The sequence below is a fragment of the Segatella baroniae DSM 16972 = JCM 13447 genome (assembly GCF_000426585.1).
Lineage (GTDB): Bacteria > Bacteroidota > Bacteroidia > Bacteroidales > Bacteroidaceae > Prevotella > Prevotella baroniae.
In genome coordinates, this window is record NZ_AUFQ01000002.1 from 131,056 (window position 1) to 156,093 (window position 25,038).

17 protein-coding genes are annotated in these 25,038 nt (G+C 57.7%); 9 read left to right on the forward strand and 8 right to left on the reverse strand.

All coding sequences use genetic code 11. The features are described from left to right. Positions 1-35 precede the first annotated feature (35 nt). Positions 36-1,088: an HAD-IB family phosphatase gene (locus tag K334_RS13325; RefSeq protein WP_025880193.1), complete on the forward strand. Its 1,053-nt coding sequence runs from the start codon at positions 36-38 to the stop codon at positions 1,086-1,088. A gap of 579 nt (positions 1,089-1,667) precedes the next feature. On the opposite strand, the gene K334_RS14150 is transcribed toward K334_RS13325, so the two are convergent. From K334_RS14150 to K334_RS0102385, 6 genes are all read right to left on the reverse strand, one after another. After that, complete coding sequence (locus K334_RS14150; RefSeq protein ID WP_154655526.1) at positions 1,668-2,294, reverse strand: LolA-like protein; 627 nt, start codon at positions 2,292-2,294, stop codon at positions 1,668-1,670. Positions 2,295-2,311: 17 nt separating this feature from the next. After that, positions 2,312-3,643, reverse strand: a complete 1,332-nt coding sequence (gene rmuC, locus K334_RS13335; protein ID WP_051218630.1) for a DNA recombination protein RmuC — start codon at positions 3,641-3,643, stop codon at positions 2,312-2,314. A 38-nt stretch (positions 3,644-3,681) separates the two neighbouring features. Beyond that, positions 3,682-5,094, reverse strand: a complete 1,413-nt coding sequence (locus K334_RS0102370; protein ID WP_025880191.1) for a threonine/serine exporter family protein — start codon at positions 5,092-5,094, stop codon at positions 3,682-3,684. 4 nt (positions 5,095-5,098) lie between these two features. Then, on the reverse strand, positions 5,099-6,787 hold the full coding sequence (locus K334_RS0102375; protein WP_027444447.1) for a putative transporter: 1,689 nt from the start codon (positions 6,785-6,787) through the stop codon (positions 5,099-5,101). A 180-nt stretch (positions 6,788-6,967) separates the two neighbouring features. Then, positions 6,968-8,638, reverse strand: a complete 1,671-nt coding sequence (locus tag K334_RS0102380) for a formate--tetrahydrofolate ligase (protein ID WP_027444448.1) — start codon at positions 8,636-8,638, stop codon at positions 6,968-6,970. Positions 8,639-8,926: 288 nt separating this feature from the next. Then, a complete protein-coding gene (locus K334_RS0102385) occupies positions 8,927-10,138 on the reverse strand; it encodes an SGNH/GDSL hydrolase family protein (protein ID WP_027444449.1) in 1,212 nt (403 codons plus the stop codon). Positions 10,139-10,352: 214 nt separating this feature from the next. On the opposite strand from K334_RS0102385, the gene K334_RS0102390 reads away from it, so the two are divergent. The 7 genes from K334_RS0102390 (at position 10,353) to K334_RS14155 (ending at position 21,910) form a co-directional block, all read left to right on the forward strand. Next, positions 10,353-10,835 (forward strand): hypothetical protein, encoded by a 483-nt coding sequence (locus K334_RS0102390; RefSeq protein ID WP_025880190.1) that lies wholly within the window; start codon positions 10,353-10,355, stop codon positions 10,833-10,835. After that, positions 10,832-11,416 (forward strand): RNA polymerase sigma-70 factor, encoded by a 585-nt coding sequence (locus K334_RS0102395; RefSeq protein WP_025880189.1) that lies wholly within the window; start codon positions 10,832-10,834, stop codon positions 11,414-11,416. Before K334_RS0102390 ends, K334_RS0102395 begins: the two co-directional genes overlap by 4 nt. Before the next feature lie 93 nt (positions 11,417-11,509). Beyond that, on the forward strand, positions 11,510-12,514 hold the full coding sequence (locus K334_RS0102400) for a FecR family protein (RefSeq protein ID WP_027444450.1): 1,005 nt from the start codon (positions 11,510-11,512) through the stop codon (positions 12,512-12,514). A gap of 62 nt (positions 12,515-12,576) precedes the next feature. Further along, positions 12,577-15,834 carry a TonB-dependent receptor gene (locus tag K334_RS0102405; RefSeq protein ID WP_248623496.1) on the forward strand — a complete coding sequence of 1,086 codons (3,258 nt, stop codon included), beginning with the start codon at positions 12,577-12,579 and terminating at the stop codon, positions 15,832-15,834. A 20-nt stretch (positions 15,835-15,854) separates the two neighbouring features. Continuing rightward, a complete protein-coding gene (locus K334_RS0102410) occupies positions 15,855-17,438 on the forward strand; it encodes a RagB/SusD family nutrient uptake outer membrane protein (RefSeq protein ID WP_025880184.1) in 1,584 nt (527 codons plus the stop codon). Between the two features lie 81 nt (positions 17,439-17,519). Further along, complete coding sequence (locus tag K334_RS0102415; RefSeq protein WP_027444452.1) at positions 17,520-19,355, forward strand: FAD-dependent oxidoreductase; 1,836 nt, start codon at positions 17,520-17,522, stop codon at positions 19,353-19,355. Positions 19,356-19,387: 32 nt separating this feature from the next. Beyond that, positions 19,388-21,910: a family 20 glycosylhydrolase gene (locus K334_RS14155; protein ID WP_051218631.1), complete on the forward strand. Its 2,523-nt coding sequence runs from the start codon at positions 19,388-19,390 to the stop codon at positions 21,908-21,910. A 15-nt stretch (positions 21,911-21,925) separates the two neighbouring features. Here K334_RS14155 and K334_RS0102425 read toward each other — a convergent pair whose 3' ends face one another. Further along, the gene (locus K334_RS0102425; protein ID WP_025880180.1) at positions 21,926-22,648 is read right to left on the reverse strand and encodes an SDR family NAD(P)-dependent oxidoreductase; all 723 of its coding nucleotides are present in this window, start codon (positions 22,646-22,648) and stop codon (positions 21,926-21,928) included. Positions 22,649-23,169: 521 nt separating this feature from the next. Here K334_RS0102425 and K334_RS0102430 point away from each other — a divergent pair. Beyond that, positions 23,170-23,373: a hypothetical protein gene (locus K334_RS0102430; protein WP_021589931.1), complete on the forward strand. Its 204-nt coding sequence runs from the start codon at positions 23,170-23,172 to the stop codon at positions 23,371-23,373. A gap of 94 nt (positions 23,374-23,467) precedes the next feature. On the opposite strand, the gene cysS is transcribed toward K334_RS0102430, so the two are convergent. Continuing rightward, entirely contained in the window at positions 23,468-24,958 is a 1,491-nt protein-coding gene (cysS, locus tag K334_RS0102435) for a cysteine--tRNA ligase (protein ID WP_025880177.1), read from the reverse strand. Between the last annotated feature and the right edge of the window lie 80 nt (positions 24,959-25,038).

Below are 25,038 nucleotides of genomic sequence, written 5' to 3' on the forward strand. Positions count from 1 at the left end.
CCATCCTCCCGACCGACCAAACGCCCTTCCCGCACATGAGAAAGATCATCCTGAGCGACTTCGACGGCACGCTCACGACCTGTGACACGCTGTTGGCCTTCAGCCGTTTTGCCTGCGGCCGCTTCCGAATGGGTGCGGGATTCATCCTGTTCAGTCCCATTCTCATACTGATGAAGCTCCACCTTTATCCCAATTGGAAAGCCAAACAACGGCTCTTCCGTTGGTTTTTCGGCGGCATGCCGCTCGACCGTTTCAATGCGCTTTGCGCCGACTTTGCGGCAAAAAACAGCCATCTGCTGCGCCCGAAAATGGTTCGTCTACTTGCGGAAGCCCGACAGGAGGGAACGGAAGTCATCGTCGTGAGCGCCTCGATAGACAACTGGGTGGCCCCGTTCTTCGACGACGACATCCACGTGGTGGGCACACAGATTGAAACCAAGGACGGAATACTGACCGGCCGCTTCAAGACAAACAACTGCTATGGCCCTGAAAAGGTGAGAAGGGTGGAACTGCTGCTGGACGACGAGCCGAGAAGCGGACTGCGGATAACGGCCTATGGCGACAGCCGGGGCGACCGTGAAATGCTGGCTTACGCCGACGGGGCTTACATAGTGAAGAAAAACGGCGACATAAAAGCCATGAAAGGGTATGAGAAAAGCGCGCCCGAAGCTGGGCGAAACGCATGGAAAGACAACAAGACATACGGTGAAATCATCCGATTCGGCGTCGTGGGCGTCACGGCCACGGCCATCCAATACGGCATTTACCTGCTTTTCCTCCCGCTCTTGGCCTATTTTTTCCCTTCGGCGGCCGACAATCCGCTGGCCACGGCAGCGAATACGATAGGCTATCTGGTCAGTTTCGCCTTCAATTTCGTGGCTTCCACCCACTATACTTTCCATGTGAAAGCCAACGCCCGGCGCGGCGCCGGCTTCGCTTTGAGCCACATAATCAACTATCTGTTGCAGACCTGCTTCCTCAATCTCTTCATCCTGCTGGGCCTGAGCAAGCAGATGGCGATGATTCCGATGTTCTGCGTGTGCGTGCCCGTCAACTTCCTGCTGGTCCGTTTCTTCCTGAAGAGATGACAAAAGCACGTCTTTCGCCGTCCCAAAGCTATGCTTTTGCGTGACAACCGCTGCCCTTTTGTCTGCCCAAAGGGCAGCGATGAGAGCGCAAAAGGGCTGCGGTCACAATACCCTTGTCAAGACATAAGGACGTTTGCTTTTAGACATAAGGACATAAGAGCATGTTTTTTTGTTGTTGTTTTTAAAGACATAAGTACATAAGAACATATTTTCCTTGATGTGTGTATTAGACATAAGTACATAAGAACATATTTACTGCTGGAGTTTAGGGTGAAAGAAAGGGGTCGCAAGCGACCACAGAATCTATTAAAAGCACACTTCGGAAAATATGTCTTTATGTACTTATGTCTAATACACACATCAAGGAAAATATGTTCTTATGTACTTATGTCCTAAAAAACAAAGCACGCCCTGCTTCAAACGGTCTTATGTGGTCGCTTGCGACCGCCAAAATATCACCCAAAGCACAAAAAGAAAAATATGTTCTTATGTACTTATGTCTTTAAAAACACACAAAGAAAAATATGTCCTTATGTACTTATGTCTAAAAACAAACGTACTTATGTCTTAAAACGGCCTTTACTCTGTCCGTTTGTCGGTGAATTTGTAGCCCGCAAACTGCTGGCGGGGGAATGTAAATATGTCGTCGCCGATGTTGCCGCTGTGGAAATTGCTGATCTTGATGGTCGTCCAGAAGAGCGCAACCTTGATTTTCAGGCTCACCGGCGCGTAGGTTCGTCCGTCGATGAGGGCCTTCACATGCTTGATATAGCCCGAGACACCGTCCTTGGCGTCGAGCGTCACCTCGTAATACTGCTTCTGTCCCCTGACATGATAGGTGTAGTTGTCGGGATGGAAGGCGAACTTACTGGCATACTTGTCGCGGTTCGGCGAGTTCGGGTCATGCAGTTCGATGGTCTGTTTCTTCGTGTCCACCTTGTAGAAACTGCGCCCGTCGCACCAGGAAGCATAGCGTTTCTCGATGAACTTCTGCTTCTTGCCCTTATACCAGATCGTTCCTGTCGTCTTGTAGAGGCCTATGATGTTGACATGATAGCTGAGCGTGCAACCTTGCGGGCCGAACACCATGGAATAAGTCTTGTCGAAAATGCGGCGCGCCTGTGCCTCGTTGGCCGACAAAGCCGCAGTGGCCGTCAGGCTGACAGACAGCAATGCCGCCAATAGAATGGTTCTGAAATGTCTCATCTTTTACCTTTGTAGTTTTATTCAGCCTTCTCCAGCGACTGCTGCGCTGCTGCGTTGTCCTGCGCAATGCGCACCTTCCGCTTCGGATTCTCCTCCCCTCCGAACGCTATCAGCTGGCGGGCAGCCGTCACGATGCTCTGCCCCGACGACTGGGTGGTGCGCTTCACGTCGTCGAAAGCGTCCTGCGTCTTGCGCAACTGCTCGTCCACCTTTAGGAAACGCTCGTAAAACAGCTGCACACGGTCGATGACCGTGTTGGCCGTCTTCATGATTTCCTGCTGGTTTTCCACCTGCCGCACCTGCTTCCAGGTCATCTCCAGCACGCGCAACATCATGTAGAGGTTCTGGCTTCCGGCCATGACCACCCCCTTGTCGTAGGCCTCTTTCCACAGCCCCGGCTCACGCGCCAGGGCCAGTTGCAGCGCGCCTTCGCTGAAAACGTACATCATCACGAAGTCGATGCGGTGGCGGCCGTCGCGGATATACTTGCTGTAGTTCTTTCTGGACAGCTCGTTCACGTGGTTGCGAACCGACAGGATGTGGCGTCGCAGGGCGTCCTCGCGTTCCAGGTCGGTGTCGGCGTTGTGGTAGTCCTCGAACGCCTTGAACGACATCTTCGAATCGATGATGACGTCCCGGTTGTCGGGGAAGTGCAGGATGACGTCGGGGATGAGGCGATGGCCGTCCTCCTCGTATATCGTGTTGCCCTGTTCGTCCTTCATCGTGGCCTGCTCTTCAAACTGCAGCCCCTCTTCCAGCCCCATGCTTTCGAGCACCTGCTTCAGCCGAAGCTCGCCGAAGTTGCCCTGTGTCTTGTTTTCGCTGGTCAGCGCGCTGGCCAGTTTGTCGGCCCGCTCGCCCACCTCGCGGGCTTGTTTCAGGTTTTCCTTAATGCTCTGGTCGAGCCGTGTCATCGATTCGTTCTGCTGACGGTCGCTCTTTTCCACAGCTTCCTTCATCTGCCTGATGTTCTCGTGCAGTGGATTGAGTATGGAAGAAAGTTGCTGTTTGTTGTTTTCCGACAGCTCCTCGGCCCGCTCTTTCAGTATCTTCTCCGACGCCGAGTTCATCTGTTCACGTATCAACTTCAGCTGTTGCTCCAGCTGTTCGCGCTGCGCCTGCCGCAAGTCGGCCAACTGCCGCTCGTGGTTCGTCTTCAACTCCTGCTTTTGTGTCTCGAAGTCGGCCCGCAACTCCTCGGTCTGACGAGTACTATCGGCAAGTTTCGACTGCAAGACGTCGCGCTGCGACTGCAACGCCGACAAGGTCTTTTGCCACTTGCTTTGGCACAACAGATAGCCCACGGCCAGGCCGGCCGGCAGACATAGAAGTGAAATCAGTATTTCCATGATGCAATGAAAGGGAGTGTTGAAAAATGAAAAGTCGGTCAGTTCTCCACCACGTCGTGCAAATCGACAAAGTCACCGTGGAGCCTGCGTCGCTGAATGAGCAGTTCGGAGAGTTGCTTCTTGCGCTTCTGGAAGAGCATTCGGCGGAAGAATATGTTCGGAATGGCCAAGCCGATGGCGATGCAGAGCGTCACCAGCGAAGCCATAATGCCGTTGTGCATGGCCACCGTCACCTCGCCCACGACGCCCCGCATGCCGATGAAGGCGAACAAGCAGCGATACATCAACACGCCGGGTATCATCGGGATGACACTCGGGATGGAAAGACAGTGGTGGGGGGTGTGGAACCAGTGCATGGCTTGCGTGGCGATGATGCTCACAAGGGCCGAACCGGCGAGCGAACCGATAATCAGTCCCATGTCCAAACCTATGTTGTCGCTGCTCGGACCCAAGTTGACGAAGTTGCGGGTGCACACGGCAATGATACCGCCGATGGCCACCACGGGCAGCAAACGGCGTGGAATGTTGAAGATCGTGCTGAAACCTACGGCCGAAATGGCTGCGGCCAGCGCGAACTCCCAGTATTCGTGGTGCGGAGTCATGCTCAAGTTGGTCACGAAATTGTTGATTCCGCACACGCCGATGGCGAAGGCAATGCCGAAAGCCATGGCCATCACCATGAGCAAGGTGTTGATGAAGCGGACCAAACCCACCTGAACGTAGCCGTCGAGCATGTCGCTTACAAAGTTGATGATGGGCACCCCGGGCACGATGAACAAAGCGCAGGCCAGCAAGGGGTGCCAGGGTGTCGTCGAAACCATGAACGACGGCAGGGCCGAAGCTATGCCTGCGTCCGTCGAAAGGAAAGAGGTGAGCCAGGCCAGGATGGTCGACAGGAAGGCCGCTATCGCAATGTTGACATAATGGTTGCTGCCTTTGTGGTTGAGAAAGGTGCGGAAGCGCATGCCCAGGATGGCCGCTATCGACGCGTAGAAGAACGCCGTCCAGTCGCAACCGAACTGGATGCAGAAGCCGCCGCAGGCAAATCCCGCCGCCACAGCCACCTGCCAATCGGTGTAATTCCGCTTCTTTCGCTTGATCTGGTTGAGTTCCGCCTCGTACCGATCCAGTGTATAATCCTCCATAATGGCCCTCCACGACAGCTTGCTGACGGCCGCAATGGCGTCCATATTGATACCGTGCCTCTCACAACGTTGGAACTTTACGAACGAATGGTGGTCGTCGCTGAGGTTCACCATGAGCATAGTGTAGTTCACGAAGATGTGGAGATTCTGCTCGGGAAGGCCCAGGAAGGCCGCCGTCCGCTTCATGTTGCGGAGGATGCGGGCCGTGTCGGCCGAGCTTTCCACAAGCAACCGCCCCGTCTTGAGCAGCAAGTCGAGCTTGCGGCGCAGCTCCAGTTCGGCGGGAGTCTGTAGTTCTGTTGACATGAAATTAACCTAATACTAATATTAATATCTGAATCGTGACGATGCGAAGGAACATGGCGAAGGGATAAACGGTGGAATATCCCACGGCTGGAGAGTCGCTTTGGGTCAGTTCGTTGGCATAGGTGAGCGCCGGCGGATTCGTGTTGGCGCCGGCCAGCACGCCGATGAGCGTGAAATAGTTCAGCTTCATGAAGTAGCGGCCGATGAGCGCGCCTGTCAACAGCGGCACGATGGTGAGCAGAACGCCGTAGCCCAACCACGTCAGACCTTCCTGGCTGATGACCGTAGAGAAGAAGTCGCGGCCCGTTCCCAGGCCCACGCAGGCCAGAAAGATGCAGATTCCCACTTCCCTTATCATCAGATTGGCACTGATGGTGGTATAAGTCACGAGGTTGTGCTTGGGCCCCAGCCAGCCAATCAGCAGCGCGACGATGAGCGGTCCGCCCGTCAGTCCGAGCTTCAAGGACTCCGGTATGCCGGGAATGATGATGGGAATGTTGGCCACGATGCAGCCCAAAGCGATTCCAAGGAAGATGGGAATGAGGTTGGGGCTGTTCAATCGGCGCAGCGAATTGCCCATCATCTTCTCCAAATGGCTGATGGCAAGCTCGTTGCCGACCACCGTCACGCGGTCGCCCATTTGCAGATGAAGCCCCGCACTGGCCACAAGGTCGACGCCCGAGCGGTTCACCCGCGTGACGTTCGCGCCGAAATTCGAACGTATTTTCAGTTGGGCAAGGGTCTTGCCGTTAATTTCCGGCTTCGTCACAAGGATGCGGCGCGAAATCAACTCATTGTTGTAGTTCCCCCAGTCCACTTCCGCGGGAACGCCGAGCAGGGCGGTGATGGCCTCGATGTCGTTCGGGCGCGCTATCACCAGCAGCTTGTCGCCCTTGTTCAAGACCGTTTTGCCGTTCACCACCTCGTTGAACTCGCCGGTGGCGACGTGCAATATGCGCGAAACGATGAAGTTGCGGTTCAGCAATTCGTGTACATGCTCTACCGTCTGGCCCTCTATCATCTCATTCTCCACCTCCACGGTGAACGTCCTGACGGTGAGTTCTTCCAGATGGCCCAGCCCCGTGGCGGCCTGGCTGTCCTCCTTCTGCATGTTGAGTCGGAAGAGATAGCGCAGCGCCATGAACGTAAGGATGACGCCGATGACACCCATCGGATAGGTCACGGCGTAGCCCATGGCGATGTCGGGCGAATCGATGTGGTTCAGGTCGCTGTTCGCCTGCTGGGCGGCGCCCAGTCCCGGCGTGTTGGTCACGGCTCCCGAGAGGATTCCGGCCATGGTCGTGATGGGAATGCCGGTCGTGAAATGCAGCACGACGGCCATGGTCACGCCGACCGAAACGACGGCCAGCACCAGCATGTTGAGCGGCAGTCCGCCGCGACGGAACGAGGCGAAAAAGCTGGGACCTACCTGAAGACCGATGGAATAGACGAAGAGAATGAGGCCGAACTCCTTCAGGAAGTGGAGCAAATGCTCATCCAGATTGAAACAGAAATGGCCGAACACCAGACCGATGAACAGCACCCAGGTGAGTCCCAGCGAGATGTTGGCCACCTTGATCTTGCCCAATGCCAGCCCCAAGGATATGACCAACGCCAAGACCATGACGGAATGAGCGACTCCGCCGCCCCACAAGTCGGGGAAACCGATAAACAAATTACGAATCAATTCCATTTTTTTACTTATTATTGAAACAGCCGTGACCTCGGAAGTCACGGCCCGGATGTTACCCGTACATGGCTGCAAGTCCACCTTTGCAGCCGCCATAAAACCTATTTCGACTGCAAAGGTAGCAAGTTTTTCCCATATATTGGGCCAATTGGCGCAATATATGGGCGATGAGGGGCGTGGGATTCAATCGAGCCCCTCAATCAGTCCGTCGACGATGTCGATGCGTTCGGCCTGCGGATGCTTGGGCAGCCCCGGCATGCGCATGATTTCGCCCGCCACGGCGACGATCATCTGCGCGCCGGCGTTGAGCACGAAGTCGCGCACGGTGAACACAAAGTCGCGCGGAACGCCATAGGCCTTGGCGTCGTCGCTGAACGAATACTGCGTCTTGGCGATGCAAACCGGCAGCCGTCCGTAGCCCATGGCCTCGATGTCCTGCATCTGCCGGATGGCGGCGGGCTTGAACACCACCTTCGCCGCGCCGTAGACGCGCTTGGCCACATGGTTCACCTTGGCCTCGATGCTTTCTTCCGTCGCGTACACATATTCTATTTTGCCCGACGGCCGTTCGGCGATTGTCTCCACGGCCAGCCTTGCCAACTCCTCACAACCTTCGCCGCCACGCATGAAAGCGGCGTTGGGAGCGAAGCCGACGCCCATCGCCTCGCAGTGCCGGCGCACCCTTTCCACCTCCTCTTCGGTATCGGTGTTGAACTCATTGAGCGTCACGATGACGGTCTGTCCCATGGCCTGGAGGTTCTGCACGTGCTTGTCGAGGTTGGCCAAGCCGCACGCCAGTTCCCTGTCGCCGTGCGACTCGTCCGCCCCCACGCACATGCCGCCGTGCATTTTCAGTCCGCGCGTGGTGCACACCAGCACGGCCAGCTTGGGTTGCAGCCCCGCCTCGCGGCACTTGATGTCCAGGAACTTCTCCGCGCCCAGGTCGGCGCCGAACCCGGCCTCCGTCACGACATAGTCGCCGAGGCTCATCGCCATCTTCGTTGCGATGATACTGTTGCATCCGTGTGCGATGTTGGCAAACGGTCCGCCATGGATGAAGGCCGGCGTGCCCTCTATCGTCTGCACCAGATTGGGCTGGAGGGCGTCGCGCAGCAGCACCGTGATGGCGCCGGCCACGCCCATGTCCTTCACCGTGAAGGGCTTTCCGTCGATCCGAATGCCCAGCAGTATGTTCTCGATGCGGCGTCGCAGGTCGTCCTCGTCGCGCGCCAGGCACAGAATCGCCATGATTTCGCTGGCCGGCGTGATGTCGAAGCCGCTCTCATCGGTCATTCCGTTGGTCTTGGGGCCCAGCCCCGTCACGACATCCCGCAAGTTGCGGTCGTTCACATCCAGCACGCGCTTGCGCCAATAGACCTCCTTCAGCGCGAAGCCGTCTTCCAAATGCTGGTATCGGTAGTTGTCGAGCAGGGCCGTAATCATGTTGTGTGCCGTGGTGACGGCATGGAAGTCGCCCGTGAAATGCAGGTTGATCTTCTCCATCGGCAGCACCTGCGAATAGCCGCCGCCGCACGCTCCGCCCTTCATTCCGAAGCAAGGGCCCAGGCTCGGCTCGCGCAACGCCAGCACGGAGCTGTGTCCCAACCGGTTCAAGGCCATGGAAAGACCGATGCAAACGGTCGTCTTGCCAATGCCGGCCTTGGTCGGCGACATCGCCGTCACAAGGATAAGGTTGCTTCGTTTCACCTTTTCGGGGTCGACGAGTGTGGTCGGCACCTTGGCAATATACTTGCCGTAAGGCTCCAGGTCATGGGCGTCGACGCCCAATCCGGCGGCCACCTCTGCTATAGGACGCATGTTGCATGCGCGCGCGATTTCAATATCAGATTTCATATAATAACGGATTTATTGAGAATTACTGCCACAAAGATAATGCTTTTTCACCTAAAAACCGCCGTCATCGGCCACAAGATACCTGCTAATGGTGACGCTCCGGCGGCGCAGATTCATCCTTTTTAGGTATTGCAGCGTGTGCCTTTATTTCATAATTTTGCATCCAGAACAGGAATGGAACTTTAATAAGCCATTTTTTTTGAATAGATCATATTAATTTGAATAACGATTGGGACAGGCTGTGAAGTTTGTCCCAATTGTATTGTAGGCCCATTCCTGCGCCACCGTTCATTTCTCTCCACGGGCTATTTCCTCCGCCGCGTAGTAGCCCATGGCCCTGTATCCCTCGGCATTGGGATGCAGCCAGTCGCTCTGATACTCCTTGCGCAACCTGTGATGGTTGGCCGGATCCTGCATGAGTTCGGCGAAATCGATGATTCCGTCCACGTCTTTGCGCCGGCCACGAATCCACTCGTTCACCGTCTCCCGGGCCGCTTCGTGGAAATAACTGTAATAGCCTGCGCCCTCGAAGGGCGTGATGGTGGCCAGAAACACTTTCAAGCCGCGGGCCTTGGCCTTGGCTATCATCTGCCCGTAGGCGGCTATCAGCCTGGCGGCCACCTGCTCGCTGTTGCCTCGGGCGGCCCCGATGTCGTTCACTCCCTCGAAAATCACGACGTGCGTCACGCCGCTCTGCCCCAGAATGTCACGCTCGAAGCGGTCGCGCCCCGGTGTCCCGAAACCGCCGGGAAGCACCACCCGATTGTTGCCTATCCCCAGGTTGAGCACCCCAAGGGTCGTTATCCGGTGCTTCAGGTGCAGCGCCTCGCTCATCATGTCGGGCCAGCGGTTCTGCGCGTTGTCGTTGGAGTTCTTGCCGTCGGTGATCGAATTGCCCAGAATGGCGATGGCCCCGGCCTTCATGTCGTAGACGTCGATGGCGGCGATGTTGAACCAATGTTCCTCACGGAAGGCCTTGCCGAAGTCGCTCTCGGCATTGGTGACGCCCGGCAGGATGTAGGACGTGGTACGCGAGCCCATGTGCACCGTCGGCACGGCGGGAGCCTTGGCATAGTTGATGGTGACGGTCAGCCGCTCCAAGCCGTGGAGTTCAAAGTTCAGCGGGTCGCTCTCGACGCTCTTCCCGGCCGGAATCACCACCTTGTACTGCTTTCCGAATTGCAGATAACGGGCCGTGCGGGGCACAAGTTCGAACGAATCCTTCGACAAGGCGATGTAGACGGAGCGTATCTCGACGGGGGCCGCCCCGTAGAGATTGCTCAGTTTGAGCCGCAATACGCTGCCGCCAATCGACGCTTTCACGATTTGCCGCACCGACCGATTGGTCATGTTGTTGTCATAGGGCATGTAGGACTTCACCACCGGCTGCGGCGCCGTGGCCCAGGTGCCCACCCAGCGGCCCAGCGTGACAGTCTGTTTCTCCTGTGCCGACAGCGGCAGAGCCAGGGCGCAGACGCCCATCAGCAGCCATCGTCTCATCCTTGTCATCTTTCTTGTCTCCATCATCATCTATCATTGTCGTCCGTCGTCCCTCCTCGGCGGCAGGATGACAGATGCAAAGATAGGGAAAAAATGATTTTTGTAAAGATACAGGTGTGAATTTTAACACTTCAGAAAAGCTCCATCCAGCTCGTCCCAAGGCTGCCGAAAGGGCTTTTGCGGGGCCATTCATGCCCCTTCGCGCCCCATCGCAGTGCTTTTGGCGGCCCATCGCTATGCTTTTACAAGCCCAAAGCACAGCTTTCAGGGGCTGAAAAGGCTGCCGAAAGGGCCTGAAAACGGGCTTGGCAAGAAGAAAAAAAGGGCTACCCGGGGCTCCAAGAACAAAAAACTTCTGATTATCAAGCAGTTGCAAAATCGCAAAAAACGGGCTTTTTCGGAGCCGGCGGCTGTTTCGTGGAGAATAACGCAGCCAGCGATGACTTCATGTAAAAATAATTTACCGAGAATTAAAAAACGCCACGAGCTGTTTGTCGGCTCCAAAATAAACCGTACTTTTGTCAGACCTGCGCAGCCGCCGCACCTGCTTTCGCCCAGTGAAACGCCACGAACGAGCGCACGGCTTTTCGACGTCTGCCTTGTTGGATTTACATACTTTTGCCAAGACGATGGTCCTTCGCACGTCGAGAGTCGTCAGATGAGCAAGCCAAATATCTCCCCAATCCGCCGTATATGAGCACGCACGAATCCGACCGCATCCTGCTGGCCGCCCTGAGCCAAGGCGACGAAGAGGCTTTCGACGCCGTCTTCCGCAACTATTACCCCAAGATCAAGTTCTTCGCGACCCGCCTTTGCGGCGACGAAGCCGAAGGGGAGAACATCGCGCAGGACCTTTTCATGCAGCTGTGGATCAGGCGCGACCGGCTGACCGACATCCAACACTTGGAAAACTACATCTACACGATGGCCAAGCGGGCGTCGTTCGAACAGATCCGACGCTCGCTTCTACGCCGGCGCGCCCGCCTCGACACGCCCGCCGAAGCGTCGGACGACGCCCTCGACGACGAACTGCACTGCAAGGAGCTGATGGCACGCATCCGACAGGAGGTGGAGCACATGCCCAAGCAGCGGCGACGCATCTTCCTGATGAGCCGGTACGAGGGACTCACCAACGAACAGATCGCCCAAGAGCTGGGCCTCAGCAAGCGGACGGTGGAGACCCACATCACGCTGGCACTGCAGCAACTGCGCCAATTCATGCCGCTGCTGGAACTGCTGACGCTCGTGCTTGTAATCGGAAGCCGTCACCAATCGTAAGAAACCTTTCCTCTTTATCTTTTATTAACACACCATGGGTTACGTGTAATCCATGGTTCATCCCTCCTATCTATATCAACCGAAGTCCAACACATGGAAATCAAAGAAATCCAACAGCTTGTCCAGGCCTACTTCGACGGCATCTTCCCACCCGAAGGACGGTCGTTGCTGAAACGCTGGCTCATCCTTCCGACCGATGCCGAGCGGAAAGACCACGCCCTCAAGGCCGTCTGGAACAACGCCGAACCCGACGCCACCGACGTCGAAGCAGCCCTGGAGACGTTCCGAAACAACCGCCGAAGCTACGAACGGCAGCGGCAACGACGGCACAGAACGGCCCTGCTGCTCCGCCGGGCAGCCGTCTTGGCCCTTCCATTGCTGGCCGCCGCGGCCGCCTGGAAGCTCTCCGCCGACTATCACGCACAGCCCCGGCTGGCCGAATTTCATGTGGGCGAAGGACGCATCGACAGCCTGACGCTGGCCGACGGCTCCAAGATCATCGTCAACGCGGCCTCCACGCTGCTCTACCCCGCAACCTTCAACCCGCACACGGGCCGCCGCGACGTCTTCCTGACGGGAGAAGCCCACTTCGAAGTGGCCAAGGACGAGCGCCATCCCTTCATCGTCCACGCGGGCAACCTCGACATACGGGTGCTGGGAACCCACTTCAACGTGCGTGCATACGCCGACGACGGCGACATCGTCACCACGCTCGAAGAGGGCAGCGTCAGGCTCTCCGACGACAGCAGGGCCGCCCTCATGAAGCCCGGCGAGCAAATCGCCTATCGACGGGTCGACGGCTTCATGCGACGGAAGCAGGTCAAGGCCGACGATTTCAGGCTGTGGACCCAGGGACGGGTCGACTTTCACGACCAACCGCTGCAGCTGATACTCGAACAAATCGGCACGCTCTATCACGTCACGTTCGACATCGACGACTCCATCGACCTGCGCCAACGCTTCACCATGGACTTCAACCGCAACGAGAACATCGACGAGGTGATGGCCGTCATCAGTCGGCTGGACAACGGTTTCCGATACCACCGACAGGGAAAGACCATCCGGCTCCACGCCAAAAGGAAGACCGCCGCGCCATAGGACGCAGCCTTGACAAACCCATCGACAAGCACATTCCATCAAATACTTTAATTCTAAAACTCATGATGCTTAAATTCAATCATCACCCAAGGGTGCCCGGGCGAAAAGGACAGCTGCTCCTTCTCGGCCTATGCCTCGCGTTCTCCACCCACACGATGGGCCAGAACCAAGTTGTCAACCTACAGAAAACCACCAACAGCGTGCAATCGCTCATCACGGCCATCGAGCGGCAGACCTCGTTGTCCGTCGACTACAGGCAAAGCACGCTCAACCTGGACCGAAAGGTCAAGACCGCTTCTCGCTCGGAGAACCTCTCTTCCCTCCTCGATCAAATGCTCAAGGACACCGATTTGGAATACACCTTGTCGGGACGGCACATCATCATCACCCCAAAACAGGGCCGGGCGAAGGCTCCACAGCAGGCGGGTGTGCCGCAAAAGGTCAAGGGGCAGGTGGTCGACGCAAAGGGTGAGCCGCTCGTCGGCGTCACCGTCAAGGTGAAAGGCACCACCCAGGCCGCCATCACCGACATGAACGGCAACTACACCATCGACGCCCGCCGCGGCGACACCCTGGAGTTCTCCTATGTGGGCTTCACCAACAAGGAGATAAAAGCCGATGGCGGCAAGGGGAATGTGACACTCAGCGAGAGTGCAGAGACGCTCGACCAGGTGATTGTCATCGGCTACGGTACGGTGAGAAAGGCCGACCTGGCCGGTTCGGTGGGCGTAATGGACGGCAAGAAGTTCAGCGACCAGCCTATCACTCGGATTTCCGACGCCTTCCAAGGACGCATTTCGGGCGTGCAGGTGGCCAACAGCGGCGTGCCCGGCGGCACCATCAAGATACGTGTGCGCGGCGCAGGCTCGGTCAACCGCAGCAACGACCCGCTCTATGTCATCGACGGCATCGCCCGAGAAAGCGGCTTACAGGGTATCAATCCCGAAGACGTACAGTCGGTGCAGATACTCAAGGACGCCTCGGCCACGGCCATCTACGGTTCGCGCGGCTCCAACGGCGTGGTGCTCATCACCACCAAGAGCGGGCACGAAGGCCGCACGCAAGTGAGCTTCGACGCACAGATAGGTGTGAGCAATGTGGCCAAACGCTACAAAACGCTGTCGCCCTACGAGTTTGCCACAGCCTACAACGAGGTGCACGCCAACACTTTCGACGGGGCAAGCCTCAACGACTTCAAGAACGGAACAAAGGGAACGGATTGGCAGGACGCCATGTTCCAGACCGGAACGACACGCGACTACAAAGTTGCGCTCAGCAGTGGCAACGCCACCAACCAGTATTACGTCTCGGCCAACTACATGGGACAGACGGGGGCGGTCATCGAAACGAAGAACGAACGCTATCAGGCACGCGTCAACCTCTCGTCCGACATCACGCCATGGCTCAACATCAAGACCGACATCAACGCATCGCACACGAAGACGAAGAACTTCAACTTCGGTGCTTCCACCGAGAACGTACTGTGGAACATGCTCAACTTCTCGCCCGTCACCGACATCCGAGACGCCAATGGCAACTACGTGAAGCGTGACTACTACTGTGCGCTCACGTCGGACAACCCTGTCGCCATGATGAAAGAGAACGAAGGACAGACCCGTCACGACATTTTCACGGGACATGTAGACCTGCGGTTCAACATCATGAAGGGCCTCACGTTCACTACAACCAATGGCGTGGACTACATGGACACGAAGTATTACAACTTCACTTCCAAGAAAGTGGGCGACTCCAACGGCATGTCCAACCGCGACGGACAGCGCATGACACTGCAGACGACCAACAACCTGACCTACAATGGCAGCTGGGGACAACACTCCCTGACGGCGACAGGCGTCTTTGAAGCCACGCGTTCGAAGTATCGCTACATGTATCTGGCGGGTGACAACCTGCTGACCGAGAGCGTGAAGTGGTGGAACGTGGGCCTGGCCCGCAGCCGCAACCAAGACAACGGCTACTCTTCGTGGACACTGCTTTCGTGGGTCGGCCGCGTCATGTACAACTATGCCGACCGCTATCTCGTCACCGGCACGTTCCGTGCGGACGGCTCTTCCAAGTTCTTCAACAACAAATGGGGCTACTTCCCGTCGCTGGCCGTGGCGTGGTCGTTGGGCAACGAGGAGTTCATGAAACGTCAGAACGTCATCCAGGACGCCAAAGTGCGGGTGAGCTATGGCCTTGTGGGCAGCCAGGCCATCGACCCCTACGAAACGCTGGGGCTGATGCGACAGACGGGCTACGCCTTTGGCGGAACCTCCAAATACACCGGTTTCTGGTCGGGGACGAGCGTAGCCACACCCGATCTGACCTGGGAGAAAACGCATCAGTTCAATGTTGGCCTCGACTTCGCCATGCTCAACCGGAGTCTCCGTTTCTCTTTCGACTTCTTCAAGAAGCTCACCAAGGACGGACTTCTCAAGAAATCAATGCCCAACTATGACGGCGGCGGCACCTATTGGGTCAATGCGGCCGAGGTTTCCAACCAAGGATTGGAGTTCTCCATCGACGCGAATGTCGTCAACAGGAGCAGCTTCAACTGGTCAAGTACGCTGACCGGAACTTATCTGAAGAATGAAGTTACGTCGTTGGACAACATCCCCTACGTCACCGGATATACGCCCGCGTCGGGTCTTACCGACGCCGTCACCCGCATCGTAAAGGGCAAACCCATCGGTTCCTTCTATCTTTACAAGTGGACCGGGCTTGACAAAGACGGCCACGACACCTACGCCGACCTCGACAACAGCGGCACCGTGTCGGAAGGCGACCGCTCCATCATCGGCAACGCCAACCCCGATTTCACGCTGGGATGGAACAATCACCTCACTTACAAGAACTGGGAACTCAATGTTTTCTTCACGGGTGCGTTCGGAGCGCAGCGTCTCAACCTGATGAGATACTCGGGAGCGTCGATGAACGGCAAGTCAACCTTCGTCACATTGAAGGAGGCTTACTACGAATCCTTCGGCAAATCTGCCCATCCGCGCTACCCCGCCTTGAACGTGACGGGCAACAACTACCAGGCCGCGTCGACCAAATGGCTTGAAGACGCCGACTATCTGCGGCTCGACAACATCACCCTGGCCTACAACCTGTCGAAGAACATCACGAAGTTTGCCGACCTCCGCATCTCTCTCAGCTGCCAGAATCTGTTCACCCTCACGGGCTACAAGGGCATGGACCCGGCCGGCTTGTCGTTCATGGACTCGTCATTGGGAAGCGTGGATGTCAACGACGGTATCGACATGGGGGCCTATCCGCTCTGCCGAACATTCACTATCGGCGTGAAGATGAACTTCTAATCATTTAACCTTATACTGTTATGAAACTCAGATACATATTCTATAGCGCGCTGACAATGGCCGTAGCGGTCACTTCCTGCAACGATGCGCTCGATGAAAACCCCAAGGGTAAACTCACTCCAGAGACCTTCTTCTCCACCCAGGACGAACTGGACATGGGCACCTATGCCCTCTATCGCAAGGTCTGCGACATGCAGACAAACACCAATCCGATGATGGCGGCCTGGCAAGGGGACGACATCACGACCAATCCGGGCAGCAACAAGCAAGACTTGGCCGACGTGGACGCATTCCATCCGAGCGACGGCAACAAGGGTGCCAAGTGGCTTTGGGAGACTTCCTACAAAGTAATCAAGGCGGCAAACGGTATCGTCAACAATGTCGAAAAGTGCCCGACGACCAAGGAGGAAATCAATATCGCCCTGGGACAGGCCAAGTTCTGGCGGGCACTCAACTACTTCTTCCTGGTCAGAAGGTTCGGTCCTGTTCCGCTGACGCTGAAAGGTGATGTGGACTACAACCGCCCGTTGAGCAGTGTCGAAGCCGTTTACACGCAGATAGTGAGCGACCTGAAGGACTGCGTGGCTACGCTTCCAACCTCCTACAGCACCAAGCCGCGCCACATAGACGGCAACAACGTCTACATCACCAAGCAGGCGGCAGAAGCCACTTTGGCCTCCGTCTATATGGCAATGGCCGGCTGGCCGCTCCATCAAACGGCCTATTACAAGGACGCCGCGGCCATGGCCAAGGGCGTTATTGATGGAGTGAAGAGCGGAAAGTACGAGTATATTCTCGAACCGGAGTACAAACACGTGTATTCCGTCAGCCACAACAACACCAACGAGACCGTCGTCGGTATCAACTACTCGGGTTCTTTCGTCTGGGACGAGGACTCCGAGATGTCCAAGAGCAACCTCTTCGAATCGCTCGGAGGCTGGGGCGACGGCTGGGGAACCATCAAGTTCTGGAAAGATTTCCCCACCGGACCGCGCAAGGACGCCACTTATAATCCCAAGATATTGAAGAACAACGGCCGTAAAGGTGAGACAGAACTCATCGATTGGTGGCAGACCGAGGAGTGTCATCCTATGTTTTGCCTGCTCACGATGGGCGAAGGAAACGGTGATTATGACTACACCAAGCCTGCATCCTACACCTCGACGAACGGTCACCGCCATCGTCTGATCCGCTATTCAGAGGTCTTGCTGTGGTATGCCGAGGCACAAGCACGTGCCGACGGTACACCGAACGCGTTGGCATACGAGTGCGTCAACAAGGTAAGAAGCCGTGCGGGACTGCCCAATCTCACCCCGGGACTCGGCGGCGAGGCCTTTGCCGAAGCCTGTTTCAAGGAACATGGTTGGGAAGTGGCCGGCTATTGGAACGCGCTCGTCACCCGTCGCGACGACCTCATGCGCCTGAACAGGCTGGAACAGACCTTCAACGATCGCGTGAAGAACGAGCCGATAGAGGTGGCTCCGGGCATTTCGGTGAAGGAGACGGTGCTCGTTCCGGCCAATGTGAAGTGGCAGGGAGAGAAGAGTATCTACCTTCCCTACCCCGCGTTCGACGCCGAGTTGAACAAGAATCTGAAGCGATAGCGCATTGAACACTCCATTTCGGGTAGGCTTCCGCAACTCGATGGCGGAAAGCCTACCCTCCTTTTCACAACCAACATTCCGATGAAACACTTCTTCCTGCTACTCTTCCTGCTGGGCATGGCGCCCCCCCTGCCTGCCACCGACCTTCTCATCGAAGCCGAGAGCTTCAAGGATAAGGGTGGATGGCGGGTCGACCAGCAGTTCATGGACATCATGGGGTCGCCCTATCTGCTGGCGCACGGCATGGGAAAGCCCGTGAAGGAGGCCGCCACGTCGTTCCATCTGCCGACGGCCGACACCTATTATATATATGTACGCGCGTATAACTGGACGTCGCCGTGGGTCTCGGGCAAGGGGCCAGGGGGCTTTGCCGTCGCCCTCGACGGCCGGGTCGTCGGCACGGCGGGCCACTATGGTCAGGCGTGGGAGTGGCAACGCGTGGGACAAAGCAGGCTCAAGGCAGGCAACCATCGCCTCGCGCTCCGCGACTTGCAGGGCTTCGACGGCCGTTGCGACGCCGTCTTCCTGACCAACCGCAAGGACTTCATTCCACCGAAAGACGCCGACACCGCTTGGAGAGACGCGCTGAATCCTGTCCAGACGACCACCCGAAACTTCGATTTCGTGGTCGTCGGCGGTGGTGTCGCGGGCATGTGCGCCGCCGCTTCGGCCGCCCGACTGGGCCTGAAAACGGCCTTGGTCAACGACCGCCCCATGTGGGGAGGCTGCAACAGCTCAGACATCCGCGTACACTTGGGCGGCGACATCGAGGTGGGACGCCATCCCAACTTAGGCAAGATGATATGCGAGTTCGGCCCGTCGCGCGAAGGCAACGCCCAACCGGCCCCTTATTATGAAGATGAAAAGAAGGACTCGTTTCTCCGAAGCGAACCCAACATCACCCTATTGCCCAACTATCACGCCGTGGACGTCAGAAAAACAGGGAATAAAATCACCGACATCGTCATACAACACATCGAAGACGGCAGCCGCATCAGGCTGGAAGCACCGCTCTTCGCCGACTGCACGGGCGACGGAACGATAGGCTTCAAGGCCGGGGCCGACTATCGGATGGGCCGCGAAGGCAAGGACGAGTTCTACGAAGAGCACGCGCCCGAACGACCGGACTCCATGACCATGGGGGCTTCCATCCAATGGTATTCCGTCAAGGGCAAGGAAAACTTCCCGCTGTTCGACAACGGCATTGCGCTGAACGACGAGAACTGCGACTTCGTCACACGAGGCGAATGGACCTGGGAGACGGGAATGGACCGCAACCAGATCACCGACGCCGAACAGATACGCGACTACGGACTGATGGCCGTGTACTGCACGTGGAGCTGGCTCAAGAATCATTCGGCCCGAAAGGCCGAATACCGCAACCGAAAACTGGCGTGGGTGGGCTACGTCAGTGGCAAACGAGAGTCGCGCAGGCTGCTCGGCGACTACATCCTGTCCGAGGAGGACATCATGAAGAACGTGCGCCACGAGGACGCCTCCTTCGCCACGACCTGGAGCATAGACCTGCATTATCCCGACTCCGTGAACCAACGGCAGTTTCCGGGCCGCGCCTTCAAGGCCGACACCCGCCATCAGGTGCTCAGCCAGCCCTACGACGTGCCCTACCGATGCCTGTATTCGCGCAACGTCGACAACCTTTTCATGGCGGGACGCGACATCAGTGTCACCCACGTGGCACTGGGAACGACGCGCGTCATGCGCACTTGCGGCATGGCGGGTGAGGTCGTCGGCATGGCGGCCCACCTCTGTCGGAAGCACGGAACGCTGCCCCGGGGCGTCTACCGCCACCACCTGGGCGACCTGAAAGCCCTGATGGCGAAAGGCGCGGGCCGCCCCGACGCCGTGTTCAACCAGGGCTACAACGTCTGGAACCCATGGAGCAGAACCAACAAATAACCTTTTCAAACCGATAAAAGACCACATCTCCCATGCTTAAGAACCTCCTTGCCTGCTGCATCCTCGCCTTCGGGCCGCTTCACGCCCATGCGCAGGCCCTCATCCCGCAGCCTGCCCGGCAGGAAATCCACGCGGGACACCTCGACCTCACGTCCAACATCAAGATTGTCGCACGGCTCCCCAAAGCCGAGAAAAGCCGGCTCACGGCGGTCGCCCGTGAGCTTTTCGAGCAAGCTCCCTCCAACCAACACAAACTCGTCCTCCTGCTGACGGCCGACGGAAAGGCCGCCGACGCCTGGAACGACGCCGCCCTGCAAGGCTATCGGCTGCACGTGGCCAACGACACCATCCGCATCGAAGCCCCCAGCGGCATGGGCGTCTTCTATGGACTGCAGACCCTCGGCCAACTCATCGAGGGCGACCGCATCCCACACACGACAATCGTCGACCGCCCGAAGTACGCCCACCGGGGCTTCATGCTCGACTGCTCGCGCCACTTCTGGTCGGTGGACTTCATCAAGAAGCAGCTCGACGCCATGGCTTTCTTCAAGCTCGACCACTTCCATTTCCACCTGACCGACGGCGGAGGATGGCGTCTGGAGATTGGAAAATATCCCGAACTGACACAAAAGACGGCTTTCCGCAGCCATGCCGACTGGGACGAATGGATTGACAACGGCCGCCGGTTTTGCGGCCCAAGCGACGCCGGCGCATACGGCGGCTACTATTCGCAAGCGCAAATCAGGGACATCGTGGCCTACGCGGGGGAGCGATACATCACCGTCATCCCCGAAATCGAAATGCCGGGCCACAGCAACGAGGTGCTCCACGCCTATCCCGAACTGTCGTGTACGGGCCAGGGCGACGGCTTCGACCTGTGTGTGGGCAACCCGAAGACCTTCACCTTCCTGACCGACGTGCTGCGAGAGGTGATGCAACTCTTCCCTTCGCGCTACATCCACGTGGGCGGCGACGAGGCCACCATGCGCTTCTGGAAGAAATGTCCGAAGTGCATGGGACTCTACAAGGCCCACCACATGACCGACACCGCGCAGATACAGAGCCACCTGATGGCCCGCGTCGACAGTTTCCTGACCGCCCACGGGCGCAAAATGCTGGGCTGGGACGAGATTCTCGACGGCAACAGGCTCTCGCCGGGGGCCACCGTCATGTCGTGGCGGGGCGAGAAAGGGGGCGTTGAAGCTGCCCGACTGGGCCACCATGCCATCATGTCGCCGTCCAAAAAGTGCTATCTCGACAAGTATCAGACCGACCCGTCGACCCAGCCGAAGGCCATCGGCGGCTATACGCCCCTGGACTCCGTCTACGCCTACGACCCCATGCCGGCCGCCTTGGCGGGCACGCCCGAGGGCGCGCTCATCGACGGAATACAGGGCAATCTGTGGACGGAATACGTGGGAACGGAGTCTTATGCCGAATACATGACCTATCCGCGGCTGCTGGCCATCGCCGAACGGGGCTGGGGAACGACCACCGCCTACGGGCATTTCAGGCGGCGCGTCGCGGCCATGGCCAAGAAAATGCGGGCCAAGGGCTACACCGTCTTCGACGTGGAACAGGCCGGGAAGCCTTTCGACTTCACGGTTCTGCAATGGAATATATGGCAGGAAGGCACGATGATCAAGGGCGGTTTCGACGCCATCGTGGAGGAACTGGCCCGCCTGAAGCCTGATTTCGTCACGCTGAGTGAAGTCCGCAACTACCACGACACGAACTTCACGGCCCGCCTCGTGCAGGCTTTGAAGAAGAAAAACGTCACTTACCACTCGTTCCTCTCCTACGACACGGGCGTGCTGAGCCGTCATCCCATCGTCGATTCCGTGGTGGTGTTCCCGCTCAACAAGGACCATGGCACGATCCACAAGCTGAAAGTGAACGTCAACGGACGCGCCATTGCCGTCTACACAGGCCACCTGGACTATCTGGACTGCGCCTACTACAACGTGCGGGGCTACGACGGCACCAACTGGAAGGAGACCACCCGCCCGTCGTCGGTGGACGAACTGCTCAAACTGAACAGGCTTTCATGGCGCGACGACGCGACAAGGGTGTTCCTCAACGAGGCCCGCCACGACCTGGCCGAGGGCACGGTCGTCATCTTCGGCGGCGACTTCAACGAGCCGTCCCACCTCGACTGGACGGAGGCCACGGCCCAACGCTACGACCATCATGGCTTCGTCGTGCCCTGGACGGTGTCGAAGATGATGGAACAGGCCGGTTTCAAGGACACTTATCGGGAGCTTTATCCCAATCCCGTGACCCATCCGGGCTTCACCTACCCGTGCTACAACCCGCTGGCCGACATCAAACTGCTCACCTGGGCGCCCAAGGCCGACGAGCGTGAACGCATCGACTACGTGTATTACCAGGGCAAGGGCCTGCAAGCCACAGGCATTCAGATCTTCGGCCCCGCCGCTTCGGTGTGCCGGCTGAAGCCCGTCGAGGACGCCGAGGCCGATCCGAAGCTGGCACCCATGGGCATTTGGCCCACCGACCACAAGGGGCTGCTCGTGCGTTTCAGGCTCTCTCGATGAGCCGACGCCGTCCCGCTACAACCGCAAACGCCGCCAGACACAGCGAGGCAGCCGCCTCCAAAGGGCCGTGAAGAGCCGCCAACGCCAGTCGATGACGACCACATGGCGGCGACGCACGACGGCCTTGACGATTGTGCGGGCCACGGCGGCCGTGTCGAGCAGCATGGGATAGTGCATGGAGCCTGTCAACAGCGGCGTGTCGACGAAGCCCGGACGGATGTCGGTGAACCCGATTCGCAGTCCCTGCCTGTGGGCCAGCTGCTCCAGAGCCTGCAAGTAAGTGGACTGCATGGCCTTGGTGGCGCTGTAGGCCGCCGCGGGGCCGAGCCCTTTCGTGCCCGCTACCGAGGTGATACAGGCGATGTGCCCGCCACCTTGACGTGCCATGCGGCGGTAGGCCACGCCCACCATCCGCGTGAAACCCACGCCGTTGGTCGCCAGCGTGGCCATCTCGATGTCGGGTTCCAGCCCGCGGTTCTGCTTGCCTATGCCCGACGCGTGGAAATAGAGGTCTACGTGCCCCATCGTCTCGAAGAGTTGTTCCAGCTGTTGGGCAGCCTCGGCGTCGGTCACGTCGACGCGTGCCACGCTCACCCGCCCGGGAGCCATGGCCCGCAAGGCCTCAAGCGGTTCCTGGCGGCGGGCCGCCAACGCCACCGTCCATCCCTTCTCGATCAACAATCGGGCCACCTCGCGGCCGATACCGCTGCTGGCCCCCATGACAATAGCTTGATTCATACGCATAACAATTGAGGATTTCAGTAAACACACAATACTTGTTACAATGCCCGAGCGCAGCCTGACTTATACAAAGGCAGTGCCAGCGAGCGGCATGAGAACTTGTTCTCAAATGCCCGAGCGCAGCCTGCTTTATACAAAGATAGCGCAAACCTCCCAAAAGTCCAACAACGGGGTGGAAACGGCCGCAGGAATAAGCATACAAATTAATTGCAATCGCTTGATATACAACTACTTTCGCAACGAAACCGTTTAACGTTATTTATACTAAATCTGCCATTTTACCTTACTTTAGGTATTGACACGTATTGAAATAATGCCTATATTTGCAGTGAATTTATCAGGTTACTAATTTTAGGAGGACACGATTATGAAACAGAAGGAATCTTTATTACCGCAAATCCTACAGGATTTCACTCGTGAAAGAACGGATGACGACACCCAACTTTACATCCTTGAGACAGATGTTTGGTTCAACTAAAGCATGGTTCATTTGAAGATTAAATAAATGAAAACCCCTTTTGAGGCCCGGCTGCGACGACAGCCGGGCCTCTTTCGTGTGCGTTTGTCTTTCAACCCCATCGCCTTCTCGATTTCAAAGCTGTCTGGACAAGGCCGAAGAACTGCAATACGTTCCGCTGCCGGTCGACGGCCAAATCGACCGCATCACGATAGAGGCGGGATATGGCTACAGAGGATTCGCCGAATTGTTCTTCTACCAGTAGGCCAGCAGCCCGCCCTTCGACCTGAACGACAACGTCCCGACCGGCAGTCTGCCAGTCGGGACGTTTTGTATGATGACCTGTGGGGTGGCGGTTGCTACTTGTTCAGCTTCCAGGTGACGCCGTCCTTGGTGTCTTTCACCTCAAAACCGGCGGCGGAGAGGGCGTCGCGTATCTGGTCGCTCACGGCCCAGTTCTTCTCGGCCTTGGCCTTGGCGCGCAGTTCGAGCACCATGTCGACCACCTTGCCGTAGGCTTCCTCGCGCCGTTCGTTGTTGTCGGCCTGTTCGCCGCGCAGTCCCAGCAGGTCGCAGACGAAGAGCCGCATCGTCTCGGACAGCTCTTTCAGGCAGTCGGCACATATCCGCGCCTTGTGGTCGAGCAGCGTGTTGACGACGTGGCAGGCCTCGAAGAGGTAGCTGATGACCTGTTGGGTCTGGAAATCGTCGTTCATCGCGTCGTAGCAACGCTGCCGAAGCTCCCTGACGAACTGCTCCGTCGCGTCGTCGCACGTGTCCGACACAGGCACGCGGGCCAAGTCTTCCAGCCCGTTCATCAAGCGTTCCAGCCCCTTCTCGCTCGCTTTGAGGGCGTCGTTGGAGAAGTCCACGGTGCTGCGATAGTGGGCGGAGAGAATGAAGAAGCGGATGGTCATGGCGCTGTAGGCCTGTTCCAGACTGGCATGGCTGCCTGTGAAGAACTGTTCCAGCGTGATGAAGTTGCCCAACGACTTGCCCATCTTCTGGCCGTTGATGGTGATCATGTTGTTGTGCATCCAGTAACGCACCATCTGGTCGCCCTGACTTGCCACGGCCTGGGCTATCTCGCACTCGTGATGGGGGAACACCAAGTCCATTCCTCCGCCGTGGATGTCGAAGTGGTCGCCCAGGTATTTGCGGCCCATGGCGGTGCATTCGCAGTGCCAACCGGGGAAACCTGTGCTCCAAGGGCTGGGCCAGCGCATGATATGTTCGGGCTGGGCTTTCTTCCAAAGGGCGAAGTCGGCCTGGTTGCGCTTCTCTCCTATGCCGGCCAGCGAGCGGCTTTCGTTGATGATGTTCTCCAGATTGCGGCCCGAAAGAATGCCGTATCGGTGGTCTTTGTTGTATTTTTCGATGTCGAAATACACGCTGCCGTTGCTCTCGTAGGCATATCCGTTGGCCAGAATCTGCTTCACCAGCTCCTCCTGCTCGATGATATGGCCCGTAGCCTGCGGCTCGATGGAGGGCGGAAGCACGTTGAGCGCGTCCATGGCCTGGTGGTAACGGTTGGTGTAATGCTGGGCGATTTCCATCGGTTCGAGCTGCTCCAAGCGTGCCTTCTTCTCTATCTTGTCGTCTCCCTCGTCGGCGTCGTGCTCCAAATGGCCCACGTCGGTGATGTTGCGCACGTAGCGCACCTTGTAGCCCAGGTGCTTCAGATAGCGGAAAAGGATGTCGAACGTGATGGCGGGACGGGCGTGTCCCAGGTGCGGGTCGCCGTAGACGGTGGGTCCGCAGACGTACATGCCCACGTTGGGCGCGTGCAACGGCACGAATTTCTCCTTACGACGACTGAGCGTGTTGTAGATCAGCAATGTCTGTTCCATAAGCGGATGATTGGTAATGATGTGCAAAGGTAATGGAAATATGATGAAAATCAAAGCGCGAAAGTCCTAAACCACGGCCT